The 22,575-nt window shown below is 32.0% G+C and carries 44 protein-coding genes; all 44 read right to left on the reverse strand.

Annotated elements, in window-relative coordinates:
- Positions 1-27 precede the first annotated feature (27 nt).
- The 44 genes from KGNDJEFE_RS06185 to KGNDJEFE_RS06380 all read right to left on the reverse strand — a co-directional run bounded on the left by KGNDJEFE_RS06185 (position 28) and on the right by KGNDJEFE_RS06380 (position 22,575).
- Positions 28-474, reverse strand: a complete 447-nt coding sequence (locus KGNDJEFE_RS06185; RefSeq protein WP_006440378.1) for a phage tail tube protein — start codon at positions 472-474, stop codon at positions 28-30.
- Positions 475-478: 4 nt separating this feature from the next.
- On the reverse strand, positions 479-1,582 hold the full coding sequence (locus KGNDJEFE_RS06190; protein ID WP_006440377.1) for a phage tail sheath subtilisin-like domain-containing protein: 1,104 nt from the start codon (positions 1,580-1,582) through the stop codon (positions 479-481).
- Complete coding sequence (locus tag KGNDJEFE_RS06195) at positions 1,582-2,028, reverse strand: phage tail terminator family protein (protein WP_006440376.1); 447 nt, start codon at positions 2,026-2,028, stop codon at positions 1,582-1,584. The genes KGNDJEFE_RS06190 and KGNDJEFE_RS06195 overlap by 1 nt, the downstream gene beginning before the upstream one ends.
- A complete protein-coding gene (locus KGNDJEFE_RS06200) occupies positions 2,021-2,464 on the reverse strand; it encodes an HK97 gp10 family phage protein (protein ID WP_006440375.1) in 444 nt (147 codons plus the stop codon). The genes KGNDJEFE_RS06195 and KGNDJEFE_RS06200 overlap by 8 nt, the downstream gene beginning before the upstream one ends.
- A gap of 1 nt (position 2,465) precedes the next feature.
- Entirely contained in the window at positions 2,466-2,810 is a 345-nt protein-coding gene (locus KGNDJEFE_RS06205) for a hypothetical protein (RefSeq protein WP_006440374.1), read from the reverse strand.
- The gene (locus tag KGNDJEFE_RS06210; protein ID WP_006440373.1) at positions 2,810-3,220 is read right to left on the reverse strand and encodes a head-tail connector protein; all 411 of its coding nucleotides are present in this window, start codon (positions 3,218-3,220) and stop codon (positions 2,810-2,812) included. The genes KGNDJEFE_RS06205 and KGNDJEFE_RS06210 overlap by 1 nt, the downstream gene beginning before the upstream one ends.
- Positions 3,213-3,476: a Rho termination factor N-terminal domain-containing protein gene (locus KGNDJEFE_RS06215; RefSeq protein ID WP_006440372.1), complete on the reverse strand. Its 264-nt coding sequence runs from the start codon at positions 3,474-3,476 to the stop codon at positions 3,213-3,215. Before KGNDJEFE_RS06215 ends, KGNDJEFE_RS06210 begins: the two co-directional genes overlap by 8 nt.
- 17 nt (positions 3,477-3,493) lie before the next feature.
- The gene (locus KGNDJEFE_RS06220) at positions 3,494-4,435 is read right to left on the reverse strand and encodes a hypothetical protein (RefSeq protein WP_006440371.1); all 942 of its coding nucleotides are present in this window, start codon (positions 4,433-4,435) and stop codon (positions 3,494-3,496) included.
- 28 nt (positions 4,436-4,463) lie between these two features.
- Positions 4,464-5,000, reverse strand: a complete 537-nt coding sequence (locus KGNDJEFE_RS06225) for a phage scaffolding protein (RefSeq protein ID WP_006440370.1) — start codon at positions 4,998-5,000, stop codon at positions 4,464-4,466.
- Positions 5,001-5,349: 349 nt separating this feature from the next.
- A complete protein-coding gene (locus tag KGNDJEFE_RS06230) occupies positions 5,350-5,559 on the reverse strand; it encodes a hypothetical protein (protein ID WP_006440369.1) in 210 nt (69 codons plus the stop codon).
- Between the two features lie 13 nt (positions 5,560-5,572).
- Positions 5,573-6,946, reverse strand: coding sequence for a polymorphic toxin type 50 domain-containing protein (locus KGNDJEFE_RS06235; protein ID WP_006440368.1), 1,374 nt, complete (start codon positions 6,944-6,946; stop codon positions 5,573-5,575).
- The gene (locus KGNDJEFE_RS06240; protein ID WP_148881817.1) at positions 6,936-8,282 is read right to left on the reverse strand and encodes a phage portal protein; all 1,347 of its coding nucleotides are present in this window, start codon (positions 8,280-8,282) and stop codon (positions 6,936-6,938) included. The genes KGNDJEFE_RS06235 and KGNDJEFE_RS06240 overlap by 11 nt, the downstream gene beginning before the upstream one ends.
- Positions 8,283-8,296: 14 nt before the next feature.
- Positions 8,297-9,700, reverse strand: a complete 1,404-nt coding sequence (gene terL, locus KGNDJEFE_RS06245; RefSeq protein ID WP_006440365.1) for a phage terminase large subunit — start codon at positions 9,698-9,700, stop codon at positions 8,297-8,299.
- Positions 9,693-10,151: a transposase gene (locus tag KGNDJEFE_RS06250; RefSeq protein ID WP_006440364.1), complete on the reverse strand. Its 459-nt coding sequence runs from the start codon at positions 10,149-10,151 to the stop codon at positions 9,693-9,695. Before KGNDJEFE_RS06250 ends, terL begins: the two co-directional genes overlap by 8 nt.
- 187 nt (positions 10,152-10,338) lie before the next feature.
- On the reverse strand, positions 10,339-10,758 hold the full coding sequence (locus KGNDJEFE_RS06255; protein WP_006440363.1) for a sigma-70 family RNA polymerase sigma factor: 420 nt from the start codon (positions 10,756-10,758) through the stop codon (positions 10,339-10,341).
- A gap of 81 nt (positions 10,759-10,839) precedes the next feature.
- Positions 10,840-11,271, reverse strand: a complete 432-nt coding sequence (locus KGNDJEFE_RS06260) for a DUF1064 domain-containing protein (protein WP_006440362.1) — start codon at positions 11,269-11,271, stop codon at positions 10,840-10,842.
- Complete coding sequence (locus KGNDJEFE_RS06265) at positions 11,258-11,662, reverse strand: MazG nucleotide pyrophosphohydrolase domain-containing protein (RefSeq protein ID WP_006440361.1); 405 nt, start codon at positions 11,660-11,662, stop codon at positions 11,258-11,260. Before KGNDJEFE_RS06265 ends, KGNDJEFE_RS06260 begins: the two co-directional genes overlap by 14 nt.
- A gap of 154 nt (positions 11,663-11,816) precedes the next feature.
- Positions 11,817-12,596 carry a hypothetical protein gene (locus KGNDJEFE_RS06270; RefSeq protein WP_006440360.1) on the reverse strand — a complete coding sequence of 260 codons (780 nt, stop codon included), beginning with the start codon at positions 12,594-12,596 and terminating at the stop codon, positions 11,817-11,819.
- Entirely contained in the window at positions 12,590-13,345 is a 756-nt protein-coding gene (locus KGNDJEFE_RS06275) for a hypothetical protein (RefSeq protein ID WP_006440359.1), read from the reverse strand. The genes KGNDJEFE_RS06270 and KGNDJEFE_RS06275 overlap by 7 nt, the downstream gene beginning before the upstream one ends.
- Entirely contained in the window at positions 13,308-13,547 is a 240-nt protein-coding gene (locus KGNDJEFE_RS06280) for a hypothetical protein (RefSeq protein WP_006440358.1), read from the reverse strand. Before KGNDJEFE_RS06280 ends, KGNDJEFE_RS06275 begins: the two co-directional genes overlap by 38 nt.
- 11 nt (positions 13,548-13,558) lie before the next feature.
- The gene (locus KGNDJEFE_RS06285) at positions 13,559-13,966 is read right to left on the reverse strand and encodes a single-stranded DNA-binding protein (protein WP_006440357.1); all 408 of its coding nucleotides are present in this window, start codon (positions 13,964-13,966) and stop codon (positions 13,559-13,561) included.
- The gene (locus tag KGNDJEFE_RS06290) at positions 13,959-14,159 is read right to left on the reverse strand and encodes a hypothetical protein (RefSeq protein ID WP_006440356.1); all 201 of its coding nucleotides are present in this window, start codon (positions 14,157-14,159) and stop codon (positions 13,959-13,961) included. Before KGNDJEFE_RS06290 ends, KGNDJEFE_RS06285 begins: the two co-directional genes overlap by 8 nt.
- Positions 14,159-14,548, reverse strand: a complete 390-nt coding sequence (locus KGNDJEFE_RS06295; protein ID WP_006440355.1) for a DUF1653 domain-containing protein — start codon at positions 14,546-14,548, stop codon at positions 14,159-14,161. Before KGNDJEFE_RS06295 ends, KGNDJEFE_RS06290 begins: the two co-directional genes overlap by 1 nt.
- Positions 14,549-14,552: 4 nt before the next feature.
- A complete protein-coding gene (locus tag KGNDJEFE_RS06300) occupies positions 14,553-14,957 on the reverse strand; it encodes a hypothetical protein (RefSeq protein WP_040410461.1) in 405 nt (134 codons plus the stop codon).
- 56 nt (positions 14,958-15,013) lie between these two features.
- Positions 15,014-15,316, reverse strand: coding sequence for a hypothetical protein (locus tag KGNDJEFE_RS06305; RefSeq protein ID WP_006440353.1), 303 nt, complete (start codon positions 15,314-15,316; stop codon positions 15,014-15,016).
- 2 nt (positions 15,317-15,318) lie between these two features.
- Positions 15,319-15,459: a hypothetical protein gene (locus KGNDJEFE_RS11740; protein WP_006440352.1), complete on the reverse strand. Its 141-nt coding sequence runs from the start codon at positions 15,457-15,459 to the stop codon at positions 15,319-15,321.
- Entirely contained in the window at positions 15,453-15,896 is a 444-nt protein-coding gene (locus KGNDJEFE_RS06310) for a hypothetical protein (protein ID WP_006440351.1), read from the reverse strand. Before KGNDJEFE_RS06310 ends, KGNDJEFE_RS11740 begins: the two co-directional genes overlap by 7 nt.
- On the reverse strand, positions 15,897-16,307 hold the full coding sequence (locus KGNDJEFE_RS06315) for a hypothetical protein (RefSeq protein WP_006440350.1): 411 nt from the start codon (positions 16,305-16,307) through the stop codon (positions 15,897-15,899).
- Entirely contained in the window at positions 16,307-16,579 is a 273-nt protein-coding gene (locus tag KGNDJEFE_RS06320; RefSeq protein WP_006440349.1) for a hypothetical protein, read from the reverse strand. The genes KGNDJEFE_RS06315 and KGNDJEFE_RS06320 overlap by 1 nt, the downstream gene beginning before the upstream one ends.
- Positions 16,580-16,870 carry a hypothetical protein gene (locus KGNDJEFE_RS06325; protein ID WP_006440348.1) on the reverse strand — a complete coding sequence of 97 codons (291 nt, stop codon included), beginning with the start codon at positions 16,868-16,870 and terminating at the stop codon, positions 16,580-16,582.
- Complete coding sequence (locus KGNDJEFE_RS06330) at positions 16,860-17,069, reverse strand: hypothetical protein (RefSeq protein WP_006440347.1); 210 nt, start codon at positions 17,067-17,069, stop codon at positions 16,860-16,862. Before KGNDJEFE_RS06330 ends, KGNDJEFE_RS06325 begins: the two co-directional genes overlap by 11 nt.
- 10 nt (positions 17,070-17,079) lie before the next feature.
- Positions 17,080-17,241, reverse strand: a complete 162-nt coding sequence (locus KGNDJEFE_RS11745) for a hypothetical protein (RefSeq protein WP_006440346.1) — start codon at positions 17,239-17,241, stop codon at positions 17,080-17,082.
- Positions 17,241-17,453: a hypothetical protein gene (locus KGNDJEFE_RS06335; RefSeq protein WP_006440345.1), complete on the reverse strand. Its 213-nt coding sequence runs from the start codon at positions 17,451-17,453 to the stop codon at positions 17,241-17,243. Before KGNDJEFE_RS06335 ends, KGNDJEFE_RS11745 begins: the two co-directional genes overlap by 1 nt.
- Complete coding sequence (locus tag KGNDJEFE_RS06340) at positions 17,453-17,935, reverse strand: hypothetical protein (RefSeq protein ID WP_006440344.1); 483 nt, start codon at positions 17,933-17,935, stop codon at positions 17,453-17,455. The genes KGNDJEFE_RS06335 and KGNDJEFE_RS06340 overlap by 1 nt, the downstream gene beginning before the upstream one ends.
- Before the next feature lie 3 nt (positions 17,936-17,938).
- Complete coding sequence (locus tag KGNDJEFE_RS11750) at positions 17,939-18,109, reverse strand: hypothetical protein (RefSeq protein WP_006440343.1); 171 nt, start codon at positions 18,107-18,109, stop codon at positions 17,939-17,941.
- Entirely contained in the window at positions 18,110-18,433 is a 324-nt protein-coding gene (locus KGNDJEFE_RS06345; RefSeq protein ID WP_040410460.1) for a hypothetical protein, read from the reverse strand.
- A 70-nt stretch (positions 18,434-18,503) separates the two neighbouring features.
- Positions 18,504-19,334 (reverse strand): hypothetical protein, encoded by an 831-nt coding sequence (locus KGNDJEFE_RS06350; protein WP_006440341.1) that lies wholly within the window; start codon positions 19,332-19,334, stop codon positions 18,504-18,506.
- Between the two features lie 13 nt (positions 19,335-19,347).
- Positions 19,348-20,004 carry an ERF family protein gene (locus KGNDJEFE_RS06355; protein WP_006440340.1) on the reverse strand — a complete coding sequence of 219 codons (657 nt, stop codon included), beginning with the start codon at positions 20,002-20,004 and terminating at the stop codon, positions 19,348-19,350.
- A 15-nt stretch (positions 20,005-20,019) separates the two neighbouring features.
- Positions 20,020-20,541: a siphovirus Gp157 family protein gene (locus tag KGNDJEFE_RS06360; protein WP_006440339.1), complete on the reverse strand. Its 522-nt coding sequence runs from the start codon at positions 20,539-20,541 to the stop codon at positions 20,020-20,022.
- 181 nt (positions 20,542-20,722) lie between these two features.
- Positions 20,723-20,959, reverse strand: a complete 237-nt coding sequence (locus tag KGNDJEFE_RS06365; RefSeq protein WP_006440338.1) for a hypothetical protein — start codon at positions 20,957-20,959, stop codon at positions 20,723-20,725.
- On the reverse strand, positions 20,959-21,195 hold the full coding sequence (locus tag KGNDJEFE_RS06370) for a hypothetical protein (RefSeq protein ID WP_006440337.1): 237 nt from the start codon (positions 21,193-21,195) through the stop codon (positions 20,959-20,961). The genes KGNDJEFE_RS06365 and KGNDJEFE_RS06370 overlap by 1 nt, the downstream gene beginning before the upstream one ends.
- Positions 21,170-21,526 (reverse strand): hypothetical protein, encoded by a 357-nt coding sequence (locus KGNDJEFE_RS06375; protein ID WP_006440336.1) that lies wholly within the window; start codon positions 21,524-21,526, stop codon positions 21,170-21,172. The genes KGNDJEFE_RS06370 and KGNDJEFE_RS06375 overlap by 26 nt, the downstream gene beginning before the upstream one ends.
- Positions 21,527-21,605: 79 nt before the next feature.
- Positions 21,606-21,761, reverse strand: a complete 156-nt coding sequence (locus KGNDJEFE_RS11755) for a hypothetical protein (RefSeq protein ID WP_006440335.1) — start codon at positions 21,759-21,761, stop codon at positions 21,606-21,608.
- 4 nt (positions 21,762-21,765) lie between these two features.
- Positions 21,766-22,575, reverse strand: coding sequence for a phage antirepressor KilAC domain-containing protein (locus KGNDJEFE_RS06380; protein ID WP_050754664.1), 810 nt, complete (start codon positions 22,573-22,575; stop codon positions 21,766-21,768).

Here is a 22,575-nt window from a genome sequence, read left to right on the forward strand (position 1 = left end):
CAAGTCGTCCTCTTAAATCTCAATTAATTAAACTAAACTAACTATTTCTACACTTTCATAAGTGAACGGTAATTCTATTTCACCAAGTGTTCCGACTTCAGTTTTAACCCATGTTAAATCGTCGAACATAACGCCATTAAATATTAAACGTTCTGCACCAAGTCCGCTTGGATCATCTAAGTTTGTCATAAGTGTAAATCGCGGTTCCTCTGCATTCCCTAAAGAAAAATCTTTTAGTTTCTTTATTGCAAAACTGTTGATTTTGTAAAGTGTTACTGAACCTTTACCCTCAACCGCTAGTGTCTTATGTTTTACCCTTCTATCTCTTACAACTTTTATACTTTCCTTTTCGAATTCGTCCTTTATATCTATTGCTTTCGCCTCTGACATATATTCTGAATCCCACCATAATTCACCGTATGTCCCTGATTGTATTTTAGTTGCGTCTAATATAGCTCTATAATCTTCAGCCATACTCTTACACCTCCACCGCTATGTCAAAGTCTTCCATTGCGTCAATGCCTTTAACTCGCATAGTTATAAATACGTAAGAATCTGTGTCCGCCTCTCTTATTTCACTTTCTTTCATATCATCGACTTTTACGCCTATTGATTTAAGGTATTCTTTTTGTTTATCCATGTTTATTTCAACAACTGGATTTTCTTTTATTAATCCCTCTTTAACTAACTCGTCTAAGAATAGTTTTATTTCATTCATAAGTAAGCATTTGTTACTATAACTATTCGGTACTTTACCTATATAATTTTCAACGATAACTTTTCTAACCGAATTGTTTATAAAGTCGTACGTTTGCACTATCTTTATCTTCTTGAATGATTTTCCTTTAACCTGGTTGTCTGTAGTTGTTAAAGAAGTTACGCCCCTCGCAATTCTAACCGCACCGGCTGTATTTATTGCAATAAGTTTACCTTCGTTTACTGCTGCATTTGCATTAACGTTAGTTATATCCGGTATTGTTGTTACATCATTTAGGATTGCGTATGTTACTGATTGTGCATAAGGCGTTCCGGCTATAAGTCCGGATATTCTTGCACAGTACTTCGCTTTTAATACTTTTTCGCCGTCAACTTCAACGTTGTCAGTTTGCCAATTGATTATATATTCTTTATCCGGTGGAGTTGCTGACGATATAACCGCCATTACATCAACGCCGTTTTCTCTCATTTTTTCTATGAAAGATATTATTTTTGTATTGTCACTTTCAATTGCGTCCGGATAACATAGTATATTGAATTCTTTATTTTCTAGTAAGTTGAACGCGTTGTCTATAGTTTCGCCACTTGAATTTATAACTGCTAAAACTACTTTTGAAGGTTTGTATGTTACTTCAGTAAGTACTCCGCCTTCATTTCTATCTTGCGTATTGCCTAAAAAAACGGAACTAACTAGCTTTTTATTCGCCTGTGTTAGTTCCGTTGGTATATCTTTTTCATTTTTTATTTCTGTTATTCCAAGGTTTTTTGTATCTTTAAGTACTACTGCTACTATACCGCGCCCGGCTCTTGTTTGTAGCCTTTTTGTTATCTCCTTGAAACTTATCTTAATTTCTGGAAGTCCCATTATTTAATCTCCTCCCTTTTAATATCAATATGCTGCATTAATTTATTAGGTTTGAATTCTAGATCCTTAACGTCATAGAACTCTAATTCAATTGAATAATACAAGTAATCGCTTATATCATCTTTCAAAAATTTAATATTATTGTTTTTAATATTAATTCTTCTATCATTTACTTCTATATAGCTATTAAATAACTTATCCAAATCAGACGCCATATCATAAACTTTAGCTTTATCATCGTGTTCATCTAAAAAATATTTAATATCAACATAAATTAAACGGTAATTACTATATCGCCTATCTGTTTTGTTGACACTAGGATTGATTGAAACGTAAAAACATTCACTATCACTCATTTCCTCGGAGTTAGTAAAAATAGGTATATTATTGTGTGTGTGATATAACATTTTTGTAACTGTATTTAAAATTTCTCTGTATTTAATCATTTTCTAACCCCAATTCTTTTATGTAATACTCACCGTAATAGTCCATATTACTTTTTATTTGATTCATTGTATCTCTAAGCATATAGACACCTTCTACCGGCGACCCTTTCGCTTTTCCGTCCTTTCTTCCTTTTTCTCTAACTTTTTTCTTTTTATTTCCTTTTCTTCTCTTTTTACCTCCACCACCGCCACCTCTGACTCTATGACCAAATTCAACGTGTGGTGCGTATTCCATGTCGTTGAACAACATTCCTTTTTTACCATCAACTTCAATATTCCAATCTTTATGAAGGTCTCCTGTATCTCCAACGGGCGTTTTATCAACTACTATCTCATTTGCATCGGATAATATTTTCATAATTGTATTTTTCATAGCTTTTTCGCTATTTTCTTGGATTTTATTCAAATCTCTTATTAAATCATCGATGTCAGCCATTTTATCGCTCCTTGAGTTCTAGTGTAACTTCTATGTGGTTATAATATCGGAATGGTTTTGACGCCTGGAAATAATAAGTATCTCCAAAATGATTAACTGTTATAAAATCACCCTTCTTTATATTTGCATTTGGGTAAGTAAAAAGAGTGTATGTAGTATAAAAAGATTGCATTTCATTTTCTAGTAGAACCGGCGATTGTTCCTCATCTATTCGACATCTAAGACCTGTTTCGACCTTTTCAATCCTCTTATTTGTAACTCCTGTATCCGGATTCACTGAACTTACCTTTCTTTCAATATCGCAAGTATCTGTATAAAGTGTCGCTAATATATCTGCCTCATTCATTAATAAAACCTCATTCTCCTATGTCGATTCATAGTAGCTTTTTCTTCTTTACTGAATAAAGAATCACTCGACATTTTATTTCCAAAGTTAAAAATAGCCGTGTCCCCTACTGTGTCTTGATAAGTTATAGTAGTTTTTCCGGTGCTTATACTTTTAATAGTTCCGGGTGGTGCTATGCTTGTTTGTCCTTGCGATTGGTTATTGCTGTTTAATTCTTTCGCTTTCATTATTCCTTCAACTTTAAAAGTTGCTAATGATAACAATATAGTTGGAAGTTCTTCATCCTCTGGAATACGTGTATAATCTCTAATAGCTTCATTTACTTTATTCAAGTAAAACTTTATAATGTTGTCCTTCGAATCATCGTCAATGTTTAAAAGCATTTTTACTTCTTCTAATTGATTATTCATCTTTAAGCATTTCTATTAATTCTTCTTTTTTTAGATTCGAATATCCCTCGAACCCATTTTCTTTTGCTAGTGCTTTTAATTCATTTACCGTTAATTCGCTTAAATCTTTTTCAACTGTTTCCGCTGCTACTTCTTCAATTTCTTCTACGGCTTTTGAAGGTTCGGGATTATAAACCACGAACCCTTGAGCCGTATATGTATCTATTAATCTATCGTCTACTTCTATTTCAACATTGCTTCTTACTAATATAGCCATATACGTTCACCTTCTTTTTATTCTTTTGCATCTGATATACTAGCGAATATTAATTTTTTCTTATTCTCTAACACAAATAAATCATGATATCTTCTGTAATCAGATTTCCAACTATTAGAACCCTGGTTGACTTCTGGACTAAATGTTCTAACCTCATCTTGTTTAGTTATTGCGACCGGTGCATTACTTGCAACTACAAGGAAGTTACAGTTTTTAGCTGAATCACCTTTTGCAAATCCTCCACCTTCTTGTCCACCCGTTTTACCGTCATTTAATTTTATAGCGCTTACCATATATTGACTTGGTGTCGCTATTATTGGGCAACCGTCAAACGCTGGGACTGTAGTATCTATTCCACCTGTTTTCCAAGTAACGTTCTGTAATTTATTCATGCACGCTTCTTCTAATGCTAGTTTTGTATCGTATGTAGCATGTATTATTAACTGTCCCATATATCCTTGTTCTCTTATTGTTTTTATAGCGTGTTTTATTTTGCTTATTACATTTTCTTTAGTTATTTCAACTGAATATTCAACATTTGTATCACTAGGAACATCAATAGCCGTTTTTATACACTTACTAAGTCTATATGCGTCTATCTCAGGTACAACTTGTGTTCTTTGGAATTCTCCCATAAGTGTTCCCATAGTTGCTACAAATCCGCTTTCGTCCACATCGTGTTTATCTAAATAGAAACTTCTACCTCTATCTTGTGTCATTTTGTATGTATAATATTTTATTTCTGCTTTACCGCCTACATAACCAGTGTTACCGGCTCTATCATAATTTGCTAATCCATCAACATTTATAGTTGGTATTTTTACTTCATCTCCACCACTATATTTAACTTGACCGGCGTTTCTATCCATCCACCCAGTAAGTAAGTTATGCGCTACGGCTTTATCTAATTCCCTTTGGAATATTTTTGCAAATTCTATATTGTTTAATCTTGCTGCCATTTTAAAACCTCCTTAAATTATCAAAAAATTAAAAAGTACCATTTATTGCATTCGCTAATTCTTGTGCAAGTTGTTGTTCGGCTGTTAAATCACCCGAATTACCACCTGCCGGAACATATTCGAACGTGTTATCGTTCGGTGTTCCTTCAACTGCGTCGAATAAATAGGATTTTTCTTTTTGTACGTTTGCTAATTGTTCTTTTATTTCTTTAGTTTGGTCTTTCGATTGTTTTATTTTGTCGAAATCCAAGTGTGCTTTCACTGATACTTCATCTCTAACCTTAAATTCATCGAAATTAGTTTTTAAAAACTCATTAAATTCTTTCTCCGCCTTTTCTGTCGCTATCTTCGTTTCTAATCCTTCAAACTTTGTTTTCCAAGATTCAGCGTCATTTTTTAACTTTTCAACATCAACACCATTAAACTTTGTATTTAGATCCTCCAATTGAGATTCAAGTTTCTCAACTTTTCCTCTCTCTCTGTTAATGTCTTTCCCGTATTCATCTAATATTTTGTCGATTACGTCAGCTTCTAAGCCTAATTCTTTTAAAAAACTTCTTTTCATTTCCTTCTCCTTCTCTCGATACGCTTTTAACGTGGTCGCCTCACTTTCGATTGCTAGTTTTACGACGTTCCGGTCAAATTTTTGTAATTTAATACGCGTATTTGCCTATTTTTTGCAAATTTGCGATATAAAATGTTAAAAATAGGCATAAAAAAAGCACCTTTCCGGTGCTAATTATTTTTTATTATCTAATTCTACTCTTTCTTTTTTTTCGCCATTGAAATATAATTCACATGTTTCTAATTCGCTTAAAGGTATATCACCCATTTTATACCTCCTAATTTTTTGCATAAAAAAAGCACCTTAACAATTCTCTGTTAAAATGCTTTATTAATTATTTCGTTTAATTTTATTTTTCATCTTCTAATATCTCCAATGTTTTTATTTCAGATTTATTTATTAAATTATCCTTTATCTCTATCATTGGTTCTTCGTCTTCATCCTCAGATTGATAAAAATATAAACATTTACCTATAACAGTTTTTTCCCCTTCAAAGTCTTCAAAAGTAACTTTTATCCTTTTACCCATACACTCTTTCATATATTTTTCAGTAATCATAACAACACAACTCCTATCTTGGAACTATATGTGTTCCATACTTTTTTGAATAACTTATCGAAAATTTTTTCGTTTCACGTTCTTCTTTAGTATATTTATCTACTACAACCCCTATAATTGAGTCACTTTCACATATTTCTTTTTCTACAAACTTACCACTATTACTTATTTTAATTATACCCGTCCCACAATATTTATCAACTAATTCTTGAGGATCTACACTTTCAAAAAGATAGCTTCCTCCCTTATAATTATTGTGTCCTTTTATATGTTTTCCTTGTCTGTCTTCAAAAATTTTTAAATTATACGATGTTTTTATTTCGTATCTTGCATTAATTCTTTTCCATTCTTTTATATGTTCATTATATCTAACTTCTACAAAATCCTCAATATTATCAGGCATAATTATGCCAACTTTTTTGAATTTTTCAAACATTTCCATATCATCTTTTGTTATATCGCTTACCCTTTCCATACTTGGAACAACAGTACAACGACAGTTAGGGTGTAGAGGTGGGAAATTTTCTCCAACTATTGCATTTTCAAGTGCTATAACTTTATTATGCTCTTCCCGACACCTTTCGCATGTCCTTGATTGACCTATAGCAGCTTTATATTTATATTTCATAAAACCTGTATCTTTATACTGTTCTAACTTAGCTTTATTTACTGCGTGCGACCTTTCAGTCCTAACTACACGCATTATATCATCTTTACTACCTTCCATACGCTTTGATATTTCGTTACAGATATTTCTACTTGATTTACCTTGATAGATACCTTTAGTTAGTTCATTCCTAACTACACCAGCCAATTTATCACGATTAGACCATATACTTTCTGAAAAATTAGCACCCGACCAAGGCTCCATTAATATTTTTGTTACTCTCTCTTTAGCTATGCTTTTAGTTGCTTCCATTCCATAGGCATAATTTACGTTTTTAGCACTATCAGAATAAGCATTCACAACACTCTTTTCTAATAACTCTTTAACTATATCATTTGAATATGTAAAACATTTATTCAGTTGTTTGTTGACTTGATAGGTTAATTGCTCAAGCCTACTAATACGCGATTTCATAGCTAATGTATTAAGCTCTAGTAATAACTTTTCATCACTTGTCTTTTCTATTAACTCTATATATTCGCTTAAATCCATTCTCCATTCAGAAAACTCTTTAGAAGTTAAGTATTTTATAGCGTCAGAATAAGTTAATCCATTGTCATTGGCATATCTTTGAAATAAAGTCATAATATCTTTTTCCAACTCTTTAAAGGTATCTTTATATATTTTATTGAGTTGCTTTTGAATCTTTTTTTCATCATTTATAGCTTTATTTTTATCTCTTAATATTCTTTTCTCCCAATATTCTGCATTACTCTTCATTTATATCAACCTCTTTAGCACGTTGATTCATATCCGGATAAGAGTTAAATATATTAATTTTGCTTTCTTCCTCTTCTTCTAATAACTTTGTAGCCTCTTCAACATCCTCAACCCAAGGATGGTTTTGTAATATTAATTTTTCCGGAATAATTCCGACGCTCTGCTGCGCTATCTGACTTGCTTCTAATTCAGATGAAATCATATTGCGCGACCATATCTGAGTTATTTTTTTAAATCGTATGTTGTAGTGATTTAATATAGCTTCTATTAAATCGTTTATTGATTCTCTGAATTCAGTTTCTAATAATCCGGCTTTCAGTTCTAATTTACGATAGAAAAATTTAAGTGCTACTCCGCTTGCATTCCCGAAACTTTCGTTGTCTTGCTGCAAGCCTTGACCAGATTCATATATTTGCTTTTTCAACAATTCTAACAATGAATTTCTAGCCTCAACCGGTATATCAACGCTCAGTGTTTTTAAATCACCTTTAGCACCGTCACCGTCGTCCTCAAGTATTACTGTTTTATATTTTTTTACATTATTCAGGAAGTCTGAAGATTTACCGTCATAGTTGGTAATAATCCATAAAATTTCTTGTATATCTTCAATATCATTTGCGTATCCGGATACAACGCGGTCATATAAATCAATTAAATCCTTGTACTTTATTAAATCTGAAGTATGATTCGAATTATTGGCAAACGGAATAAACGGAACGCGTCCAAACTTATGTTTAATACCTTTTAATTCGCTCTCATCTACACCGTCAATATCATTTCTAAATTTATATTTATCAAGCGTGTCAATCGTCCAATCTTCTACATTCACGAATTTTATTGGCGTTAAGTTATCATCATATTCAATTGTTTCGTAAACTCTCAATATTTCTATTAATTTCTTTTCTAGATCCTCAGAGTAGAATGGTATTATTTGTTCTGATTCTACTTTTTCATAACGGAATTCATTTTTTTCGTTCCGCCAATAATGTAGCCATGCACAACCGGTATTGGACGCCTCAACTCCTAAATCTTTTATTTTTCTCACATAGTCTTGACCTAAAGTATCACTTACACGGTCATTCACAACTTGGTTGTCGTCTACATCAATAAGAATAGGGTATGTAAACATATACGCAACCTTCTCATCAACCAACAATTGATGGAAGTTGTGTGCAATTCTATTATCTGCACTTCTAAGAATGTTTTTCCCGTCTGACGGAACAACTCCGGTTTCTTTTATTTGAGTTTTATTTGAGTAATATTCTTTACCTACCGTTATATTACTTTTATTAAATATTCTATTTCTCACATAATTCCTTAGTTTTCTTTCGTTCATTTTATACCTCCTTTCTACTCTGTTCTTGCTCCTTTTCTAAATGCTTTTTCAACACATCCGGTTAAACAGTCCGGCGCGTCGTCGTGCTTATTCTTACCCTCACGTTGATATTCGTATAATGCTTTATAGAATTCCGGATATTTGTTTTCCCAACCTTTAGGGAATAGAACATGATTCATAATATACGTGGAATTCGTTAATATTCTAGCTTCTTTATTTTTGCGTTGGGTAAATGTTTTAATTATCGTTGTATTGAAAGGATATTTTTCATCTTTTATTCTAGCTACATTTCTAGCAAACCCACGACCACCGTTATTGCTTTCTATAAATGCTTTTTTAACATCATTTTTAACCAACAAATCCGCCGTTTCTATCTCTGTTTTTTCCATTGATTCTTTTGTGTAAAGAACATCTAATATATATAAATCTTTACCATAAACCCCGTAACAAATCGAACATAAGTAATCGCTACCAGTATCCGCAGTATCTGTATAATTCTTTATATCTGTAAAAAGTGGTGTTCCTGTATCGTCACAAGGTATTTTATCGTATGTTAAGAAACGTTCATAAAGTCTTCCTTCCATATCTATTGGGTTCTGATTGTAGTTCGCTTCGGCTATATCTTTTCCCATAGCTGCAACTTTTAAATCGTAACTTCTGCGTGATAATACATCGTCGCATAGCATTGTTCCGTCGTCTTGTAATGCTTTCATATTGATATGTTTTATTTTCATACCTATTTCACTAAAATATTCAAGCACTCGACCGGCAAGGTCCTTACTGCTCCAACGTGTCATAATGACGATTATTTTTCCACCCTCTTCTAAACGGGATAACATCGTATTCGTGAACCAATCCCAATGCTTTTCTAGTGTATTTTCATTGTATGCCTCTTCACTATTTTTAATTAAGTCGTCGACTATTATTAAACTTGCTCCAAATCCGGTTGCGGTTCCCCCTGGAGCGGTCGCAAGGTAATTGTTGTACGAACCTTCTAAACTCCAAAGGTTCATCGCACCGTCGCCACGCTTAATTCTTGTGTTCGGGAATATATCAGAATAAATAATTTTATCTTTATCCCCTTTTAATGCTTGAATATCATTTCTAACTGTTTTTGAAAAAGTAGTTGATAGTGTTTCGTTATAACTTCCCGTCATTATTTTTTCGTTTGGGTTTTTACCTAATATCCACTCAACAAATAATCCTGCCGTCCTAGATTTTCCATGGCGTGGCGGAATGTTTATTACTAATACGTCGTCGTCACCTTCATAAAACGCTTGTAAATCATTACATATTTCAACTAAATATCCTCTATCTTTTTTATAAAAGTCTGGACTTATTAAATGGCAATAAAAAAAGAAGTCGCGTCGTGCTAACTCCTTCATTGCTTCCATTTTTATATATTCTTTTTTATCCATCTTCTATCAACTTCTTTAATTCTTCTGTTGTTAGATCAGTAAACGGACTAGTATTATTATTGATATTCGCTTCTATATTTTGCTTATCTCTCCATTGCTCCGGCTTTCTATTCTTTAACCAAAATATTTGTGCGGTTGTGTCCGGTATTACTTCTTTTGTTACTGTTTTTGTTCTTACTGAACCGTCGTCAGATTCTTCTATTGTTACTTCATCATATTTATATCCTAACGCCCTTTTTAAGAGTGCATTTTCAACCTCTATGTCTACAACTTCTTTTCCCTTTTTTAGGGCTGCCGAAAGTGCCGAATACTTTTTCTTATATTCTCTAAATGTTGAATATGCTACTCCTAAATTATTCGCTATTTGTTCATCTGTTAATCCGTTTCGCGCCCAACCTTCAACTAGTGTAAGTTTAGGCTCTACGAATTCTTCGTATTTACTTTTAGCCATTTTAACTTACTCCTTTAATCTCAAAATAAAAAAGACAACCTCGTTTGGTTGCCTTTCTCCTTGTTTTGCCAATTAATTGTCGATTTAAGAAGGGACGCTTCTTGTCAGTTCTTACACTACTATTTTAACACCTTTTTCAGTGTTAAAACCGTCCAAATACCGAACAATTACCGAACAAATACCGTCATTATAATTCAAAAAATACTTTTAAGTCTTCTAAAGCCTTTTTTCGTATCTTTTGTAAATAACGTTCTGAGTATCCTAATTGTTCTTCGCATTCTCTCCAACTGCATTTGTAAAAATATCTCAATTGAATTATTTTTCGTTCATAATATGGTAACTCGCTAACTCCTAATTCAATTACTTTTAATTCGTCCTCTTTCTTTTTTATTCTGTTTTCTACAATGCTTTTCTCTTGTATTAATTTTAAAGTGTTTTCCTCAACAACCTTTCTAGTATTTGAGGTTTGTACTCGTTCACTGCAAGCCAACGCCGGAAGTTCTGTTATATCCTCTGCCAGTATATCGGCTTTCATTTTTAACTTTTTTATTTGCATTTTTAAAGCGTTATAATTCCTTAACTTTTCTACAACTTCTTCTATTTGCATTTTATCCCTCCTAGAATCTGTTAAGCACCACTTTCACAACCAATAAAAGAGTTATTAAAAATACTATCACTTTTATTTCTTCTATGCGACCACCTCCTTTTTCGCCTCTCTTCTTTTCTTTTTCAATTCATCGTAATCAATCCACCCGTATTCATTTCCATATTTTTTGCTTTTCGCAACCCAATACAATGGCTCTTTATATTTATATTCATACATCTTTCGTTTTAAGTTTCCCTGCTGCGTTTCCATTCCTTTTACATCAATTCGAATTATATTGTTTTCTCGATCTGTAAATGTAAAGTCTACACTGTAAGTTATAGGTCTAAATGTTTTCCCATCTTTTTTAAATCCTTCCTGGAGTATCAACTTTTCTTGCAATATTATATCCTTTATCAATCCTTGTTTTTCCAACTCACATAAATATAAATAAAACTCACCTTCTGTTTTACTGTCGAATTTTATCCCTTTTATTTCCGTTTTCTTGCTATTGTATTTACTTTTAATAGAAATCACCTTCTTTTATTCTTCTGTCCATTCTTTCACATTTTTTATTTAACCAATAAACAATTTTATCTTCCTTCACTTCATAAATTTTCGCTATCCAACATAAACAAATTATTACGTCTGCCATTTCTTCAGCCAAATTGGGTTCAAATTTTTCATTTATTAATTTTTTTACATTTTCTATTTTAGGTGTTATGTTCTCTCTTTTTACCTTTTGTGTTTCTAAAGCTCTTTTTATACCTAAATTTTTTAAATGTATTTTACTTCTATTCATTTTTGATATAGCTTGTATTAATTCGCCCAGCTCTTCAAATAATATATTTTGTATTGTATTGTCATAACCTTTGGTTTCATCTATTATAGCATCATGTTTATTTAACGTTTTAACTATATGTTTCATTTTTCCACCTCGTCAAATTTCAAAGGGTAGACGTTAATCTACCCTTATATATTAGCTTACTCTAAAGCTACTCCGCAACTACTAGCAAGTTATACAACTATTGCTATTACTTGGTTTTATGATTTTTCTTGATATTTTTGCTTAGTCTAGCAAGTTACTCCGTAATTACCTTGAATATCGCTTCCATACTGTCAGCCATTTTATTTGTATATTTCTTTATAAAGCGTTTGGATTTTTTATTTTTCATTTCTCCTCTTAACTTCCTAAATATATCAATCGCGTTTTTATCTATTTCAAGAGTATTAACGTTTATTGGGTTTGTCTTTATGAATCTTTCTGCCTGATAATATATAGTTTCTTCTTCTATCTTGTCTTGTATGTTTTCAACTTGTCCCTTAAAATAGTTTTGAAATTTTTCTAAATCTTCTTCAAATGTTTTTTCTCTTCTTTTAATGGGTTCTAGTTGTTTTTCTAGCGGATTATATATTATATAACCTTCATTTTGTAATAATCTTTGATAGCTTATTATTTGCCCTTCATAATGTTCTATAGTTTCATCTTTTCTTTTAAGTTCTTCAATTAGTTTCTTTTTATCTTCCTTTAAATCAAATATATCCTTTAAAGCCTTTTCATACTGTACGCGTTGACCTTCTAATTCTTTATTTTTTCTTTCTATTGTGTTGCAATGCTCATTTTTTAGTTTCTCAATTCTTTTCTGTAGCACATTCTTTGTAACTATCAAAGTTTCTATTTCTCCTGCTAGTCTTTCGTGTTCTGATACTAATTTTTCCTTTTCTTTTTCTAATATGTTTATAGATTTTTTACTTGTAGTTTTATAAGCTTTCAATCCTATATTTTCTTCTTTTATTTCTTCTAGCTGCTTTTTTAGATCCTCGTTTTCTTTTTTTAGCTTACTTCTAAATATATCTAACATCTCTTTGCCTCTCTCTCTGCCATGCTGTAGTAATATTTATTTAATTGCATACCGTATATATCATTGAACCTTCCTATAACTTCATCCTTTTGCATTCCGCTTTTTATCCACCCAACTAGTACATCTTTATGATTAAAGAACATTTCTGAGTTGCTAACGTATTCAATGCCTCTTTCCTTGCATGCTTCTTTTAAAAGTCTATTGATTGTTGTTTTATGTACCTTAAATCCAAAGTCTTTTTCTAATCCCTTAACTAAATCATCATACAAGCATTTTTCTGCTCTTTTATTGAACAAATACTCTCTAATTTCTTTTCTTTTTTCCGGATTTGAAAGTATTTTTCTGCTTATCGATTCTTGTTTTTTGGACTCCAGTTTGAATGCTTTTTTTACTTCTTTTTCTTTCATCTCTTCTTCTAAACTGTTCATATACATATTTTCTATGATTTCAGTTTCTTTATAGATATAAGTATCAATTTTTTCTAATGCTTTTACATATCCATTTTTTTCTATTTCATATTGTAATAAAGATAATATTTTTTCCTTGTCATTACCTTTTTTGATAAGTATAGTTTCTGCATGCTCCATAACAGTTATTTCTTTTGTGTAGTTTGAAGAACCGAAGCCTAAAGCCTCGATTCCTCCTTTCATTTTTTTATACTCCACATCAACCTTTATAGCATCTGTATATTCCCTTGTAACATATTTTAATTTATAATATTTTTCTCCGTGTTTTGCTGTCACTATCATAATCGAACCTCCAACCATATTCATTTTGTAAATTTTTCTTAATAGCCATTAAATCCGGCTCGTCATTATCTTTTCTTGTATCATTTAGTAAATTAGCTGATTTTGTTATAGCTGGAATTAATTTAATATCCATATCATACGCCATCATATAAGCTGCCATATGTATTATTAAATCTACCTCGTTAATAATTACCTTTTCCACTTTATCACCTCTTAGAATGGAACGTCGTCATCGTCAACTGCACCATAACCGTTTACATCTAGTCCGGACGGTTCAAAATCATAGTCCCCTTTTTCGTTTCCTAGTGCTTGTTGTTTTGTTTCTCCACCTAAAAACTCCAATCTATCTACATTTACATAAACAAGTTGTTTTTTCTCTCCGTCCTTTTCGTATGGATCAATTTTCAACTCACCTTCAACAAGTATGTGTTTTCCTTTAGTTAAATAATTTGATAGGTTTTCGGCGTTCCATTTTTGGCAATTAACCCAAGTTGGCGCGTCACCTTCTCTTTTATAATTCTTTTCCACTGCTATAGAAAATTTAGTAACATTCTTTCCCGAATCTAAATATTTTAATTCTGCGTCGCGTCCTAAATGACCAGTTAATATTATTTTATTCATTCTCTTTTATCTCCTTTTCTATATCTCTTATATAGCTTTTAAATATCCCTCTAAGACTTTTGAATATTTCTGCTTGTTCTTTTCTTGAAACCTCTGTAAATACCTTGTCGCTCTTTATAGAAAAGCATTTTACCGCTTCCGGCTCTTTTGTGTTTCTATCAATTTTTATTGTTATTTTCCCTAAATTCTCCATTATATTTCCACCTCTTTTAATTTGTTCATCTTCTTTTCAAATCTGTATATCTGTTTTGCGTCCGGATATTTTTTTGTATCTAATCTTTCAGCAAACATATTGACCGGTCTTGCATATACATTACCGAAGCTTTTACCGCTTACACACATATAGATTATTAATTCGCCCTCGTCCTGGAACCCTATATATCTATATACTCCGTTCTTTTCTACAACTTGTATGTGGTAGTTCTTTTCAGTATGGAAAGCCTCTAAATTATTTTCAAATAACTGTTCATTGTATTCTTCGCGTGTTATATGTGTTGCTGTTAGTAGTGTTATGTATTTTTCACCTTTGAAGTGTTCGTATATTCTTGGTAAATGTATTGTTCTCTTTGGTTCTCTTTTCATTTTTTTATTCTCCTTTAGTAAATGTTTTATATGCTTTTTCTACATCTTCTTCGCTCCAATGTTCGCAGTAATCTTCGCATGGATCCTTTGGATACTTTTTACAAATATCGCTATTCATACAACTTTCGCAATCGCCGTATTTAAGTTGTGCGTAGCAACCTTTTATAATTGTTAGTTTCTTTCCGTCTAATTCTAATTCTTTATTTTTTTCTTTATAAAGCTCCCCTTTATAAAGCTCCCAGCTATTTTTATTAATATTTCTTATCCGCATCATTCCATCGTTTCCATTCGCGTTTTTTATGTCCCCTTTTTCATCAGCATAAAAATAATCTTTATAGGGTGAACTACCCTCTATACACACTATTTTCTCGCCTCTCTTTAGCGCTTTTATAGTTTCTAATATATCCATTTCATGTCCTCCTTTTTTAACGCGTGCCAGCGTGTAGCCAACACGCGCCATTGATTTTATTTTAGTAACTGATAAACTTGTTCAACTAATCCTATCGGAACATTTTCGTATAATTTCATTTCGTCTACATCATCGAAGTGATAAGGCTTTAATATCTCATCTACCTTCCGACTATAGCAAATAACCCCTATTTCAAAAGTAATATAATCTTCTAAATTTAAGTGACTTACTCTTGGAGTACAATAATGAAATTCACTCGCCTGTATGCTCATCGTTCCGTATTTTAAGAATAACTGACTGTTTACAGGAAACTTTCTCAAACCTAACTTTTCCATAACTTCTATAAATTCAAATTCCATTTTTATTCTCCTTTTCTGAACTCTTCTTTTATAAATTCAACTCCTGCTCTTATGAGTGTCACTGTAACCAGTACTGAAAAAGTTGCTAGTGGAATTAATACAGTTAATATAAACGCATAGAACAGTATTTTTAGTCCTAGCATTTGAATTTCACCTTCTTTTTTATTAATATTTGATAAGCTTCGTTCACATCTTTAAAGCTCCAATTTTCTATTCTTTGTGGATTATCTAAGTAACCTAATTGTCTAACTTTTATTCTGATTTTCTGATATTCATCACAAATTTTATTAACATAGCATTCCTTACAACTTGCATTTAAATTGTGGCAATACATTTTAATCGCTTTTCTTTTCCGTTCGATTATCCTTGTATCGACCTCTGTTGTTGCTTCTTCCCATTCTCCTAATACAAGTGGTTCGATTGTATCTGAATATATTTCAAGTTTATATTTGTATTCCACATCTGACATCTTAACTAAAAATACACCATCTTCAAAAACTATGTAAATTTCTTTGAAACCTACAGGTCTAACCTTCATTCCTTGTTCTTTCGCAAGTTTTAAGGCTTTAATTATATCCATTTATATCTCACCTGCCTCTTTTAAAGTGTGGTAGGCTTCAACTATCTCTTTTAAACTCCAATCGTCAAGTAGCATTCTAAGAGGACTGTATGGCTTAGTGTGACAAATGCGTCTAATTTTGCACTCATAACAATCGTCACAATCTGCATTTTTATCACAGTATCTAACTATCTGAAATTTCATTGAATCTATTTTGTACTGTGTCTGTTTGCTTGGTTTTTCCTTTACAACTTCCCAATCTGCTAAAATATCTTCTGTTGGTACATAACAATACACATAAGAACCATTAGAAATTTTATAGTATTTAAAAAAACTTCCATTTTTATATTTAATTACCTGACAGCCCCGACCTACAGGTCTAACTTTCTTCCCCTGCTCCTTTGCTATTTTTAAAGCCTCTACTATGTTCATTAAAATCTCCTTTCTGAGTGAACATGTACTTCTACATTTTTAGGTTCTACAAGCTGTATTTTTTCAGCATCTTTTATATTCACTCTCTCAATAGTTATATTTCCATTGCCTTCTCTTATTGCATTCGTTATCATTTCTAACTCTTTTTCTTTCGCTTCATTTTCAAGCTTAGCTTTTTTGTGTATATCTATAAAATAAACGAGTATGTCAGTTACTATCAGTATTACGACTGTGGAAAATAACCCTACAATTATCCAATCTACTACATCCATTTATTTATCACCCTTCCTTTTATTTTTGTAATCTTTTATTATCCCTTTTCCCCTTAATCTCCATATCCTTTTCTTAATTGCTTCCTCTGTTCTTCCTAGCGCATACCCAATATCCTTCATTGTCATACCTTGAATACTTGTTATTATGAATTCATCATCTTCTTTCGTATAATGTTTACGCATATTGCATTCATCGTCAGCATATACCAAACTTTCATTTTCCTCTTTTCTTCTTTTTTCATATTCTTTGAAATACGCTTTATAATCGGTTATCATTTTTTTACCATTCACACTCTCTTGCTGCTTCCAATATACCGTGTGCCTCTCTTATGTCGTCTTCTGCCCAGTCATTACAACCGTTGCTTATTGGTGCCTGGTACTTGTCGCAAGTATCTTCTATATGGCATTTATTACAATCCATATAATCATCGCTGCAATGTTCTATTAGATCCTTTTTCATTAACTCAATTTCTATTTTTCTTGTATCCATTTTTTAACCTCTAATTATATAAATCTAGTTCCTCTTCTAAAATTTCTTGTAGTTCTTCTGTTTCTTCTGCTAACCTAGTCAAATAAAACTTATCTAACTTGTTATCCTGTATATCCTTTATTAATGCCATTTTTAGGTCGTTCAATACTTCCTTGTATCTCTCGAATGTCACTACTTTTCACCTTCCTTTGATACACTAAATTTAGCTTGTATCTTGTCTAGTAAATCCATTTTTTGCATAAAGCTTAGTGAATTATCATCTAATATCGCGTCAATTTCCTTTGTAAGCTTAGTTATATAAATCTTTGCATATAGATAAACCACAAAAGCTAAATCGATTAATATAAGCGTTGCTACTATTGTCGCAAGAAATATCGTTTTCATTAATCATCCTCCTTTTTATTTAATTCCTGGTATGCTTCGATAATTTCTAACATATCCCAATTTTCAAACCCTTCTTTTATCGGCGGTCTATTGTTTTTAAACGTTATCGGATTACATATTGTTTTGAAGAACTTACAATCACCCCAACTAAAACCGTGATTATCTAAGTTTTGACACCCAAAACTATATATGCTCTGTTCCTTGCAAAACTTACTTAATTGAAATTTCATACCATCAAGTTTTAACTGCTCTTTTTCGTCCATTTCAAATACTTCCCAATCACCTAATAGGATTGTTTCTATATCATTTTTTAATATTTCAAATGCTTTACAATCTTCTTTTTTTCTAGCTTGTATCATTGGACTACCCAAGCAATTTTTATAAATATATATTTCAGTTCCTTTATAATTTTCATTTTCCCAAGCTACTGGTCTAATTTTTTCACCTTGTTCAAATTTTTTAAATGCTTCTAATATATTCATTTTTTATTCCTCTTCTTTCGCTTTAGCTATTTTTATTTCCATTTCCGCACATTGTAAAGAAACTATAATTGAAGATACCGCAAACTGACTTAAACCTTCTTCCTGGATTGAATTAATAATATCTTCTTTCAGTTCCTTTATACGTTCCACGAAGTCCGCTGCGCTATATCTCATCTACATCTCAACTCCTATAAAACTAAGTGCTTTTGCAACCGCAGCATTTCTTTTTAATTCTCTCATTTCCTTTTTGCTTATCTTTCTTTCATTTAGGTTTCTTTCTGCTCTTTCATTTATTAAAAACATTGCACCGTTTAAAAGTCCTCTTCTTACTTCTTCGCTGTCTTTTTTAAACTCTCTTATTATGCTTTCAAATCCGTCTTTCATTAAGAAACATACTATTCTTGTATATTCTCCTAATATCTCCGCCGGCGTTCCGTCTGCCTGTATCTGAAGATTTATTTCGTTTTTTCCTTTAACTTCTTCTGCTATTATTTTCATTTTTCGTCCCTCCATTAAATGATCTAAATTTTATATTTTAGAAGCCGGGGTGAATTAACACCCCAACTTACTAAATTCCAAACTTTTTCAACTGACTTTGTCTCATTTTTTCTTCAAGTTCTTCTTTTGTATATTTACTTACAGTACTTTCGAAGTTTTGGAACCCGTTTGATTTTGTTCCGGTCTGACTTGTTTCTTTGAAATCACTCTCGATTGCTTTATACAAATAACCTTCTTTAGATTTAAGGTTCTTTGATTCTGTAAGTATTATTTTTTCTCTCAGATAACTAATATCTTTTCCCTTATCCTTTAGTAGATTTATTATTCTTATTGCATATTCTTCAGAATAAGATTTTCCTAAAAAGCCTTTTAATAAATCGACTTCTTTTTGGTGAGAAACCTCCACCCCTGGTGGTGGGGTAATCTCTTTAGTTATCTCTGTGTTATCTATGGTATTGGTTGGGTCATTTTGACCTACTCCATTAGTCCAATTTGACCTAATGGATTGGGTCATTTTGACCTTATCGATTGGGTCATTTTGACCTAATGAGTTATTGCAACGGTTTCGGTACAATGCTTGATAATCTATTGTGTACCATTTAGTTTTGTCATATCCCTTTTTGTTGAAATTACCGGATATTAATATTCCCTTGTCTTCTAAACTTTTAAATGTTCGTTTAACTGTTGGTTCACTCCACCAAGGAAAAAAATCATCACGCCATTTTTTTATTGAATTAAACGTCCAATATCTACCGTTGTAGTAGTTATTACCGCTTCTTTCGTTACTGACTAACCAATAGTGTATTTGCTGTAACACAATTGCTTCATTCAATCCAATTTCAATTGCTAACTTTGGGTCAAATACTACCGGTGGGTCATTGAATAAGGTAAAATCGCTCACGCTATCACCTTCTTTATTCTTTTTCTTTCATCTTTTCATAACCAGCAACAACACGTTCATATTCTGTAAGCGTCATTTCTTCGGCTGTTTTATTAAAGGCTTTTGATATTTGTTTTCTTACGGTGCTTTGGTCAACACCTTTTCTTATTGCTAATCCAAACAGTTTGTTTAAATGTTGGTTTGTTACCTTGTTTGGTTGTTCTATGTTTTTCTTATCTTCTGTAGCAGCTTTTCCGCGGTCGTTAGTTGCGTCTGCGTCTTTTGTATCATCAATACAGAATAAACCGTTTAGGGCGTATTTTCTCGCATACGATGAAGTACTTCCTGTTAGTTGAGCGCCGTCCATTCCTTTTTTGTTTTCGTCCTCTCTAGCCTGTGCCTTAACACACACATTTTCTCCATTATCTGTATCAACAAAAGTTGCAGTTGTTACTATATAATGCCTTCCTTCTTCTACCTTTGTTTCATCGCTTAAAAGTACGATTGCGTTATATTTATCCAATAAAGGTTTTAAGCCTTCTAATATATCTTCGCAACTTCTATAGTAATACTTACCGAATTTATTCCATTGGTTTTTAGGTGCTTTCAATTCGACTTGTACTCTATTTAACTTTTGCCAAACATTCAGTTTTTTAACTTCCTCTACAACTTCTTTAACCTCTTCACTCATCTCTCTTGCTCCCTTCTATTTACCTTTTGGTACGATTAGACTTGTTGTCTTTAATACTTCTGTTCCTGGTACAACTTCGCCGGTTTCGTTCAACCAATCTTTTATCTTTTTCTTATCTACCTTTTTAACAACTTCTACTTTCACGAATTCTTCCGGAACCAATGTTTCATCTAGCACATTTATAGAATCCGGATTATTTCTAACTGTTAAATTTCCAAGTGAAGTTTCTAATCTTTTTTTACCTAGTTTTTCCAAGCACTCTTTTATTAGTGTCTTTAATTTGTTCATTGAGTTTTGTTTGTTTTTCTTTAATGCTTGTAGACGCTTTATTTCTCCGTCAATTGCCTCTATATCGCTTTGTATGTTTCTTAGAATATAAAGCATTGATTCAGATTTATTGTTTATCTCAAGGTCGATTAACGCCTTAACTCTCTTTGTTTGTTCTAACTGTTCTTCCTGACCTTCTAACTCTTCCAATTCTTCTATAGTTAAAAGTATTACTTCCGCTTCTTCTGTAAGCTGATATAATGTTGACATCAACAACCCCTCCTTGTTATAATTTAGGTAAATTTTCTTTTATATATTCTGATTGAACGGTCTATATTTTGTGGTGATTTATAGACCGTTCTTTTTTTATCTTGTAGAAGCTAAAATGTCTTCTACTGTTTCTTTGTATGCTTGATATTCTTGTTCAAGCCACTCCCAATATTCTTCCTCTTCAACTTCTTGCGTTTTCAATAACTCTTCTTTCAAACTCTTCAGCCTCCATATACAATTCATTAATTAGTTTTCTCATTTCCAAGTGTGCTTCTTTTAGATCCTCGATTTTGTTATCCATTGCATTTAATCTTTTTTCACTATCTCTTATAAAAGCTGTTTGTGTAATGCTGCTCATAGCCTTGCATAATTTAGAATCTATTCTTTTTTCTTTTTCCCTAAAACTTGCATAGTCCATTATTTCACCACCTTTGCTAATTCTTTTCTTTTTCTACTTCTTTTACGGAAGTCTTTTTCAGCTTTTATCACGTCTAGGTTGTCAGATAGAATATCTAACGGAAATGTAAGCATAAAGAACACAAACGCGAATAAAACCATATTGACTTCTATATTTAACATCTGTGCAACTGCTAGTCCTAATAAAACTACATTTGCACTTCTTAACCCTTTAAAAAACTTGTGTACTTTTTTCATTTTCTCTTTTCTTCCTTTCTTCTTTTATTAAACTTCTAATATCCTGGTTTCTATATTTATCAATGAATACCGGGATTGAATCAGCTATCACACTTTTTTCGTTTTTGAATTGAAGTGAATCTAAAAAACCTAAGTCAACTAATTCTTTTGTAAGTTTTGTTCCGGCGTTTAATGTTGACCGTACTTCCGGAACTGATAGCAAATATTTATCCTTAATCCCTCTGTTTTTTATAACTTGCAATATCTCTCTTAGGATATTTAATATATCTAGTGCCATTAAAACCACTCCTATTCCATATCTCCAAATAAAAACTCTCTTAACTACTATCAATATAGTTTTCCGACGATTCAGATTCAGTTGATAAGATGGATAAATCTATCGGAAAACTATTTGATTTACTTGATAAATTCTAGTTAACTATGATTTTTACAAGCTGTGGGAAAGTATCTATTTCGTGTTGTACTTCTTTTAAGAGTTCTGAAATACGTTTTATCTTTTCCGTAGCTTTTTCTTCATCAAATTCTATTTTTACATTCACCTGTAACTCTTTTAACTCTCTGCTCATCTCTCTACACCTCCATTCCTATTTGTTCAGCACTTAAAAACTTATCAATGAAATATGTCTGCCCTTTTCCTGTTATTTTAGTTGTCTTATTTATTTTCACATCTCCATTAGGCTTGTTTATAACTGTTTCTTTAATCTCCATAATTCCTAATTCCATACTTCTTTGAGTTGGTAGGTTATGGTCGCTTCCTTGTCTTTTTATCAAATATCCATTATCTCTTAGATATTGGAATAACCTTTTTTCTCCTGTCTTTACTCCATTTTGCTTTAACAGTTTTGCCAGCTCTCCAACTAATATTGATTGCTCTGATGATGCTACTGCGTCGGCAAAAAGTGCTTTAGGCTTCATTACCTTATTTTCAATCTCTAATCTATTTATATTGTTTTTGGCTATCAGTAAAGCACGTTCCATAATTTTCTCTGGACTGTTCCATGCTTTTTCAACTTGAATAAGATACTGTCTTATTCTTTTTCCTTCTGGTGTTCTCTGAATCATTGCAATCTCTTTTGCCATATCCAACTTTAGTAGGTGGTCTGTTATTTTTCTTACTCCTCCAAATGCTGTATCGTCTTGGACATTTTTGTCCATCACGCAGAAATCAATATTTTCCTCGAAATCATATTCAATCATTCTATCCATCCATTTTTTATATGGAGTAGCTACCTTTAATCTTTCATGTAATTCTCTACCACTTATTATTGTTTCGCTGTTTTCATCTGTTCTTATGTTTAATAATTCTTCTGTTGAAACTAACTCAACATTTTCTCTAGCTTCTGCCACTATTACAACTGGTTCTAAATTTGATACTGTCAT

Origin of the sequence: Peptacetobacter hiranonis, from assembly GCF_008151785.1 — a bacterium.
Lineage (GTDB): Bacteria > Bacillota > Clostridia > Peptostreptococcales > Peptostreptococcaceae > Peptacetobacter > Peptacetobacter hiranonis.

Bases quoted from the DNA above. Each gene is read 5' to 3' on its own strand.
- KGNDJEFE_RS06230 (WP_006440369.1), bottom strand. From the start codon at position 5,559: ATGATTACTGAAAAATATATGAAAGAGTGTATGGGTAAAAGGATAAAA.
- KGNDJEFE_RS06225 (WP_006440370.1), bottom strand. From the start codon at position 5,000: ATGAAAAGAAGTTTTTTAAAAGAATTAGGCTTAGAAGCTGACGTAATC.
- KGNDJEFE_RS06305 (WP_006440353.1), bottom strand. From the start codon at position 15,316: ATGGAATTTGAATTTATAGAAGTTATGGAAAAGTTAGGTTTGAGAAAG.
- KGNDJEFE_RS11755 (WP_006440335.1), bottom strand. From the start codon at position 21,761: ATGAGCAGAGAGTTAAAAGAGTTACAGGTGAATGTAAAAATAGAATTT.
- KGNDJEFE_RS06210 (WP_006440373.1), bottom strand. From the start codon at position 3,220: ATGAATAATCAATTAGAAGAAGTAAAAATGCTTTTAAACATTGACGAT.
- KGNDJEFE_RS06235 (WP_006440368.1), bottom strand. From the start codon at position 6,946: ATGAAGAGTAATGCAGAATATTGGGAGAAAAGAATATTAAGAGATAAA.
- KGNDJEFE_RS06200 (WP_006440375.1), bottom strand. From the start codon at position 2,464: ATGGCTGACATCGATGATTTAATAAGAGATTTGAATAAAATCCAAGAA.
- KGNDJEFE_RS11740 (WP_006440352.1), bottom strand. From the start codon at position 15,459: ATGCTAGGACTAAAAATACTGTTCTATGCGTTTATATTAACTGTATTA.
- KGNDJEFE_RS06290 (WP_006440356.1), bottom strand. From the start codon at position 14,159: ATGGAGAATTTAGGGAAAATAACAATAAAAATTGATAGAAACACAAAA.
- KGNDJEFE_RS06270 (WP_006440360.1), bottom strand. From the start codon at position 12,596: ATGTTAGATATATTTAGAAGTAAGCTAAAAAAAGAAAACGAGGATCTA.
- KGNDJEFE_RS06300 (WP_040410461.1), bottom strand. From the start codon at position 14,957: ATGGATATATTAGAAACTATAAAAGCGCTAAAGAGAGGCGAGAAAATA.
- KGNDJEFE_RS06205 (WP_006440374.1), bottom strand. From the start codon at position 2,810: ATGAATGAGGCAGATATATTAGCGACACTTTATACAGATACTTGCGAT.
- KGNDJEFE_RS06370 (WP_006440337.1), bottom strand. From the start codon at position 21,195: ATGAAAAAAGTACACAAGTTTTTTAAAGGGTTAAGAAGTGCAAATGTA.
- KGNDJEFE_RS06275 (WP_006440359.1), bottom strand. From the start codon at position 13,345: ATGATAGTGACAGCAAAACACGGAGAAAAATATTATAAATTAAAATAT.
- KGNDJEFE_RS06215 (WP_006440372.1), bottom strand. From the start codon at position 3,476: ATGGCTATATTAGTAAGAAGCAATGTTGAAATAGAAGTAGACGATAGA.
- terL (WP_006440365.1), bottom strand. From the start codon at position 9,700: ATGGATAAAAAAGAATATATAAAAATGGAAGCAATGAAGGAGTTAGCA.
- KGNDJEFE_RS06380 (WP_050754664.1), bottom strand. From the start codon at position 22,575: ATGACAGTATCAAATTTAGAACCAGTTGTAATAGTGGCAGAAGCTAGA.
- KGNDJEFE_RS06255 (WP_006440363.1), bottom strand. From the start codon at position 10,758: ATGCAAATAGAAGAAGTTGTAGAAAAGTTAAGGAATTATAACGCTTTA.
- KGNDJEFE_RS06310 (WP_006440351.1), bottom strand. From the start codon at position 15,896: ATGGATATAATTAAAGCCTTAAAACTTGCGAAAGAACAAGGAATGAAG.
- KGNDJEFE_RS06345 (WP_040410460.1), bottom strand. From the start codon at position 18,433: ATGAAAATAATAGCAGAAGAAGTTAAAGGAAAAAACGAAATAAATCTT.
- KGNDJEFE_RS06355 (WP_006440340.1), bottom strand. From the start codon at position 20,004: ATGAGTGAAGAGGTTAAAGAAGTTGTAGAGGAAGTTAAAAAACTGAAT.
- KGNDJEFE_RS06330 (WP_006440347.1), bottom strand. From the start codon at position 17,069: ATGGATACAAGAAAAATAGAAATTGAGTTAATGAAAAAGGATCTAATA.
- KGNDJEFE_RS06360 (WP_006440339.1), bottom strand. From the start codon at position 20,541: ATGTCAACATTATATCAGCTTACAGAAGAAGCGGAAGTAATACTTTTA.
- KGNDJEFE_RS06220 (WP_006440371.1), bottom strand. From the start codon at position 4,435: ATGGCAGCAAGATTAAACAATATAGAATTTGCAAAAATATTCCAAAGG.
- KGNDJEFE_RS06185 (WP_006440378.1), bottom strand. From the start codon at position 474: ATGGCTGAAGATTATAGAGCTATATTAGACGCAACTAAAATACAATCA.
- KGNDJEFE_RS06320 (WP_006440349.1), bottom strand. From the start codon at position 16,579: ATGGATGTAGTAGATTGGATAATTGTAGGGTTATTTTCCACAGTCGTA.
- KGNDJEFE_RS06365 (WP_006440338.1), bottom strand. From the start codon at position 20,959: ATGGACTATGCAAGTTTTAGGGAAAAAGAAAAAAGAATAGATTCTAAA.
- KGNDJEFE_RS06195 (WP_006440376.1), bottom strand. From the start codon at position 2,028: ATGATTAAATACAGAGAAATTTTAAATACAGTTACAAAAATGTTATAT.
- KGNDJEFE_RS06240 (WP_148881817.1), bottom strand. From the start codon at position 8,282: ATGAACGAAAGAAAACTAAGGAATTATGTGAGAAATAGAATATTTAAT.
- KGNDJEFE_RS06190 (WP_006440377.1), bottom strand. From the start codon at position 1,582: ATGGGACTTCCAGAAATTAAGATAAGTTTCAAGGAGATAACAAAAAGG.
- KGNDJEFE_RS06295 (WP_006440355.1), bottom strand. From the start codon at position 14,548: ATGAAAAGAGAACCAAAGAGAACAATACATTTACCAAGAATATACGAA.
- KGNDJEFE_RS06285 (WP_006440357.1), bottom strand. From the start codon at position 13,966: ATGAATAAAATAATATTAACTGGTCATTTAGGACGCGACGCAGAATTA.
- KGNDJEFE_RS06335 (WP_006440345.1), bottom strand. From the start codon at position 17,453: ATGAAAACGATATTTCTTGCGACAATAGTAGCAACGCTTATATTAATC.
- KGNDJEFE_RS06340 (WP_006440344.1), bottom strand. From the start codon at position 17,935: ATGAATATATTAGAAGCATTTAAAAAATTTGAACAAGGTGAAAAAATT.
- KGNDJEFE_RS06315 (WP_006440350.1), bottom strand. From the start codon at position 16,307: ATGAACATAGTAGAGGCTTTAAAAATAGCAAAGGAGCAGGGGAAGAAA.
- KGNDJEFE_RS06250 (WP_006440364.1), bottom strand. From the start codon at position 10,151: ATGGCTAAAAGTAAATACGAAGAATTCGTAGAGCCTAAACTTACACTA.
- KGNDJEFE_RS11750 (WP_006440343.1), bottom strand. From the start codon at position 18,109: ATGAGATATAGCGCAGCGGACTTCGTGGAACGTATAAAGGAACTGAAA.
- KGNDJEFE_RS06265 (WP_006440361.1), bottom strand. From the start codon at position 11,662: ATGAAACATATAGTTAAAACGTTAAATAAACATGATGCTATAATAGAT.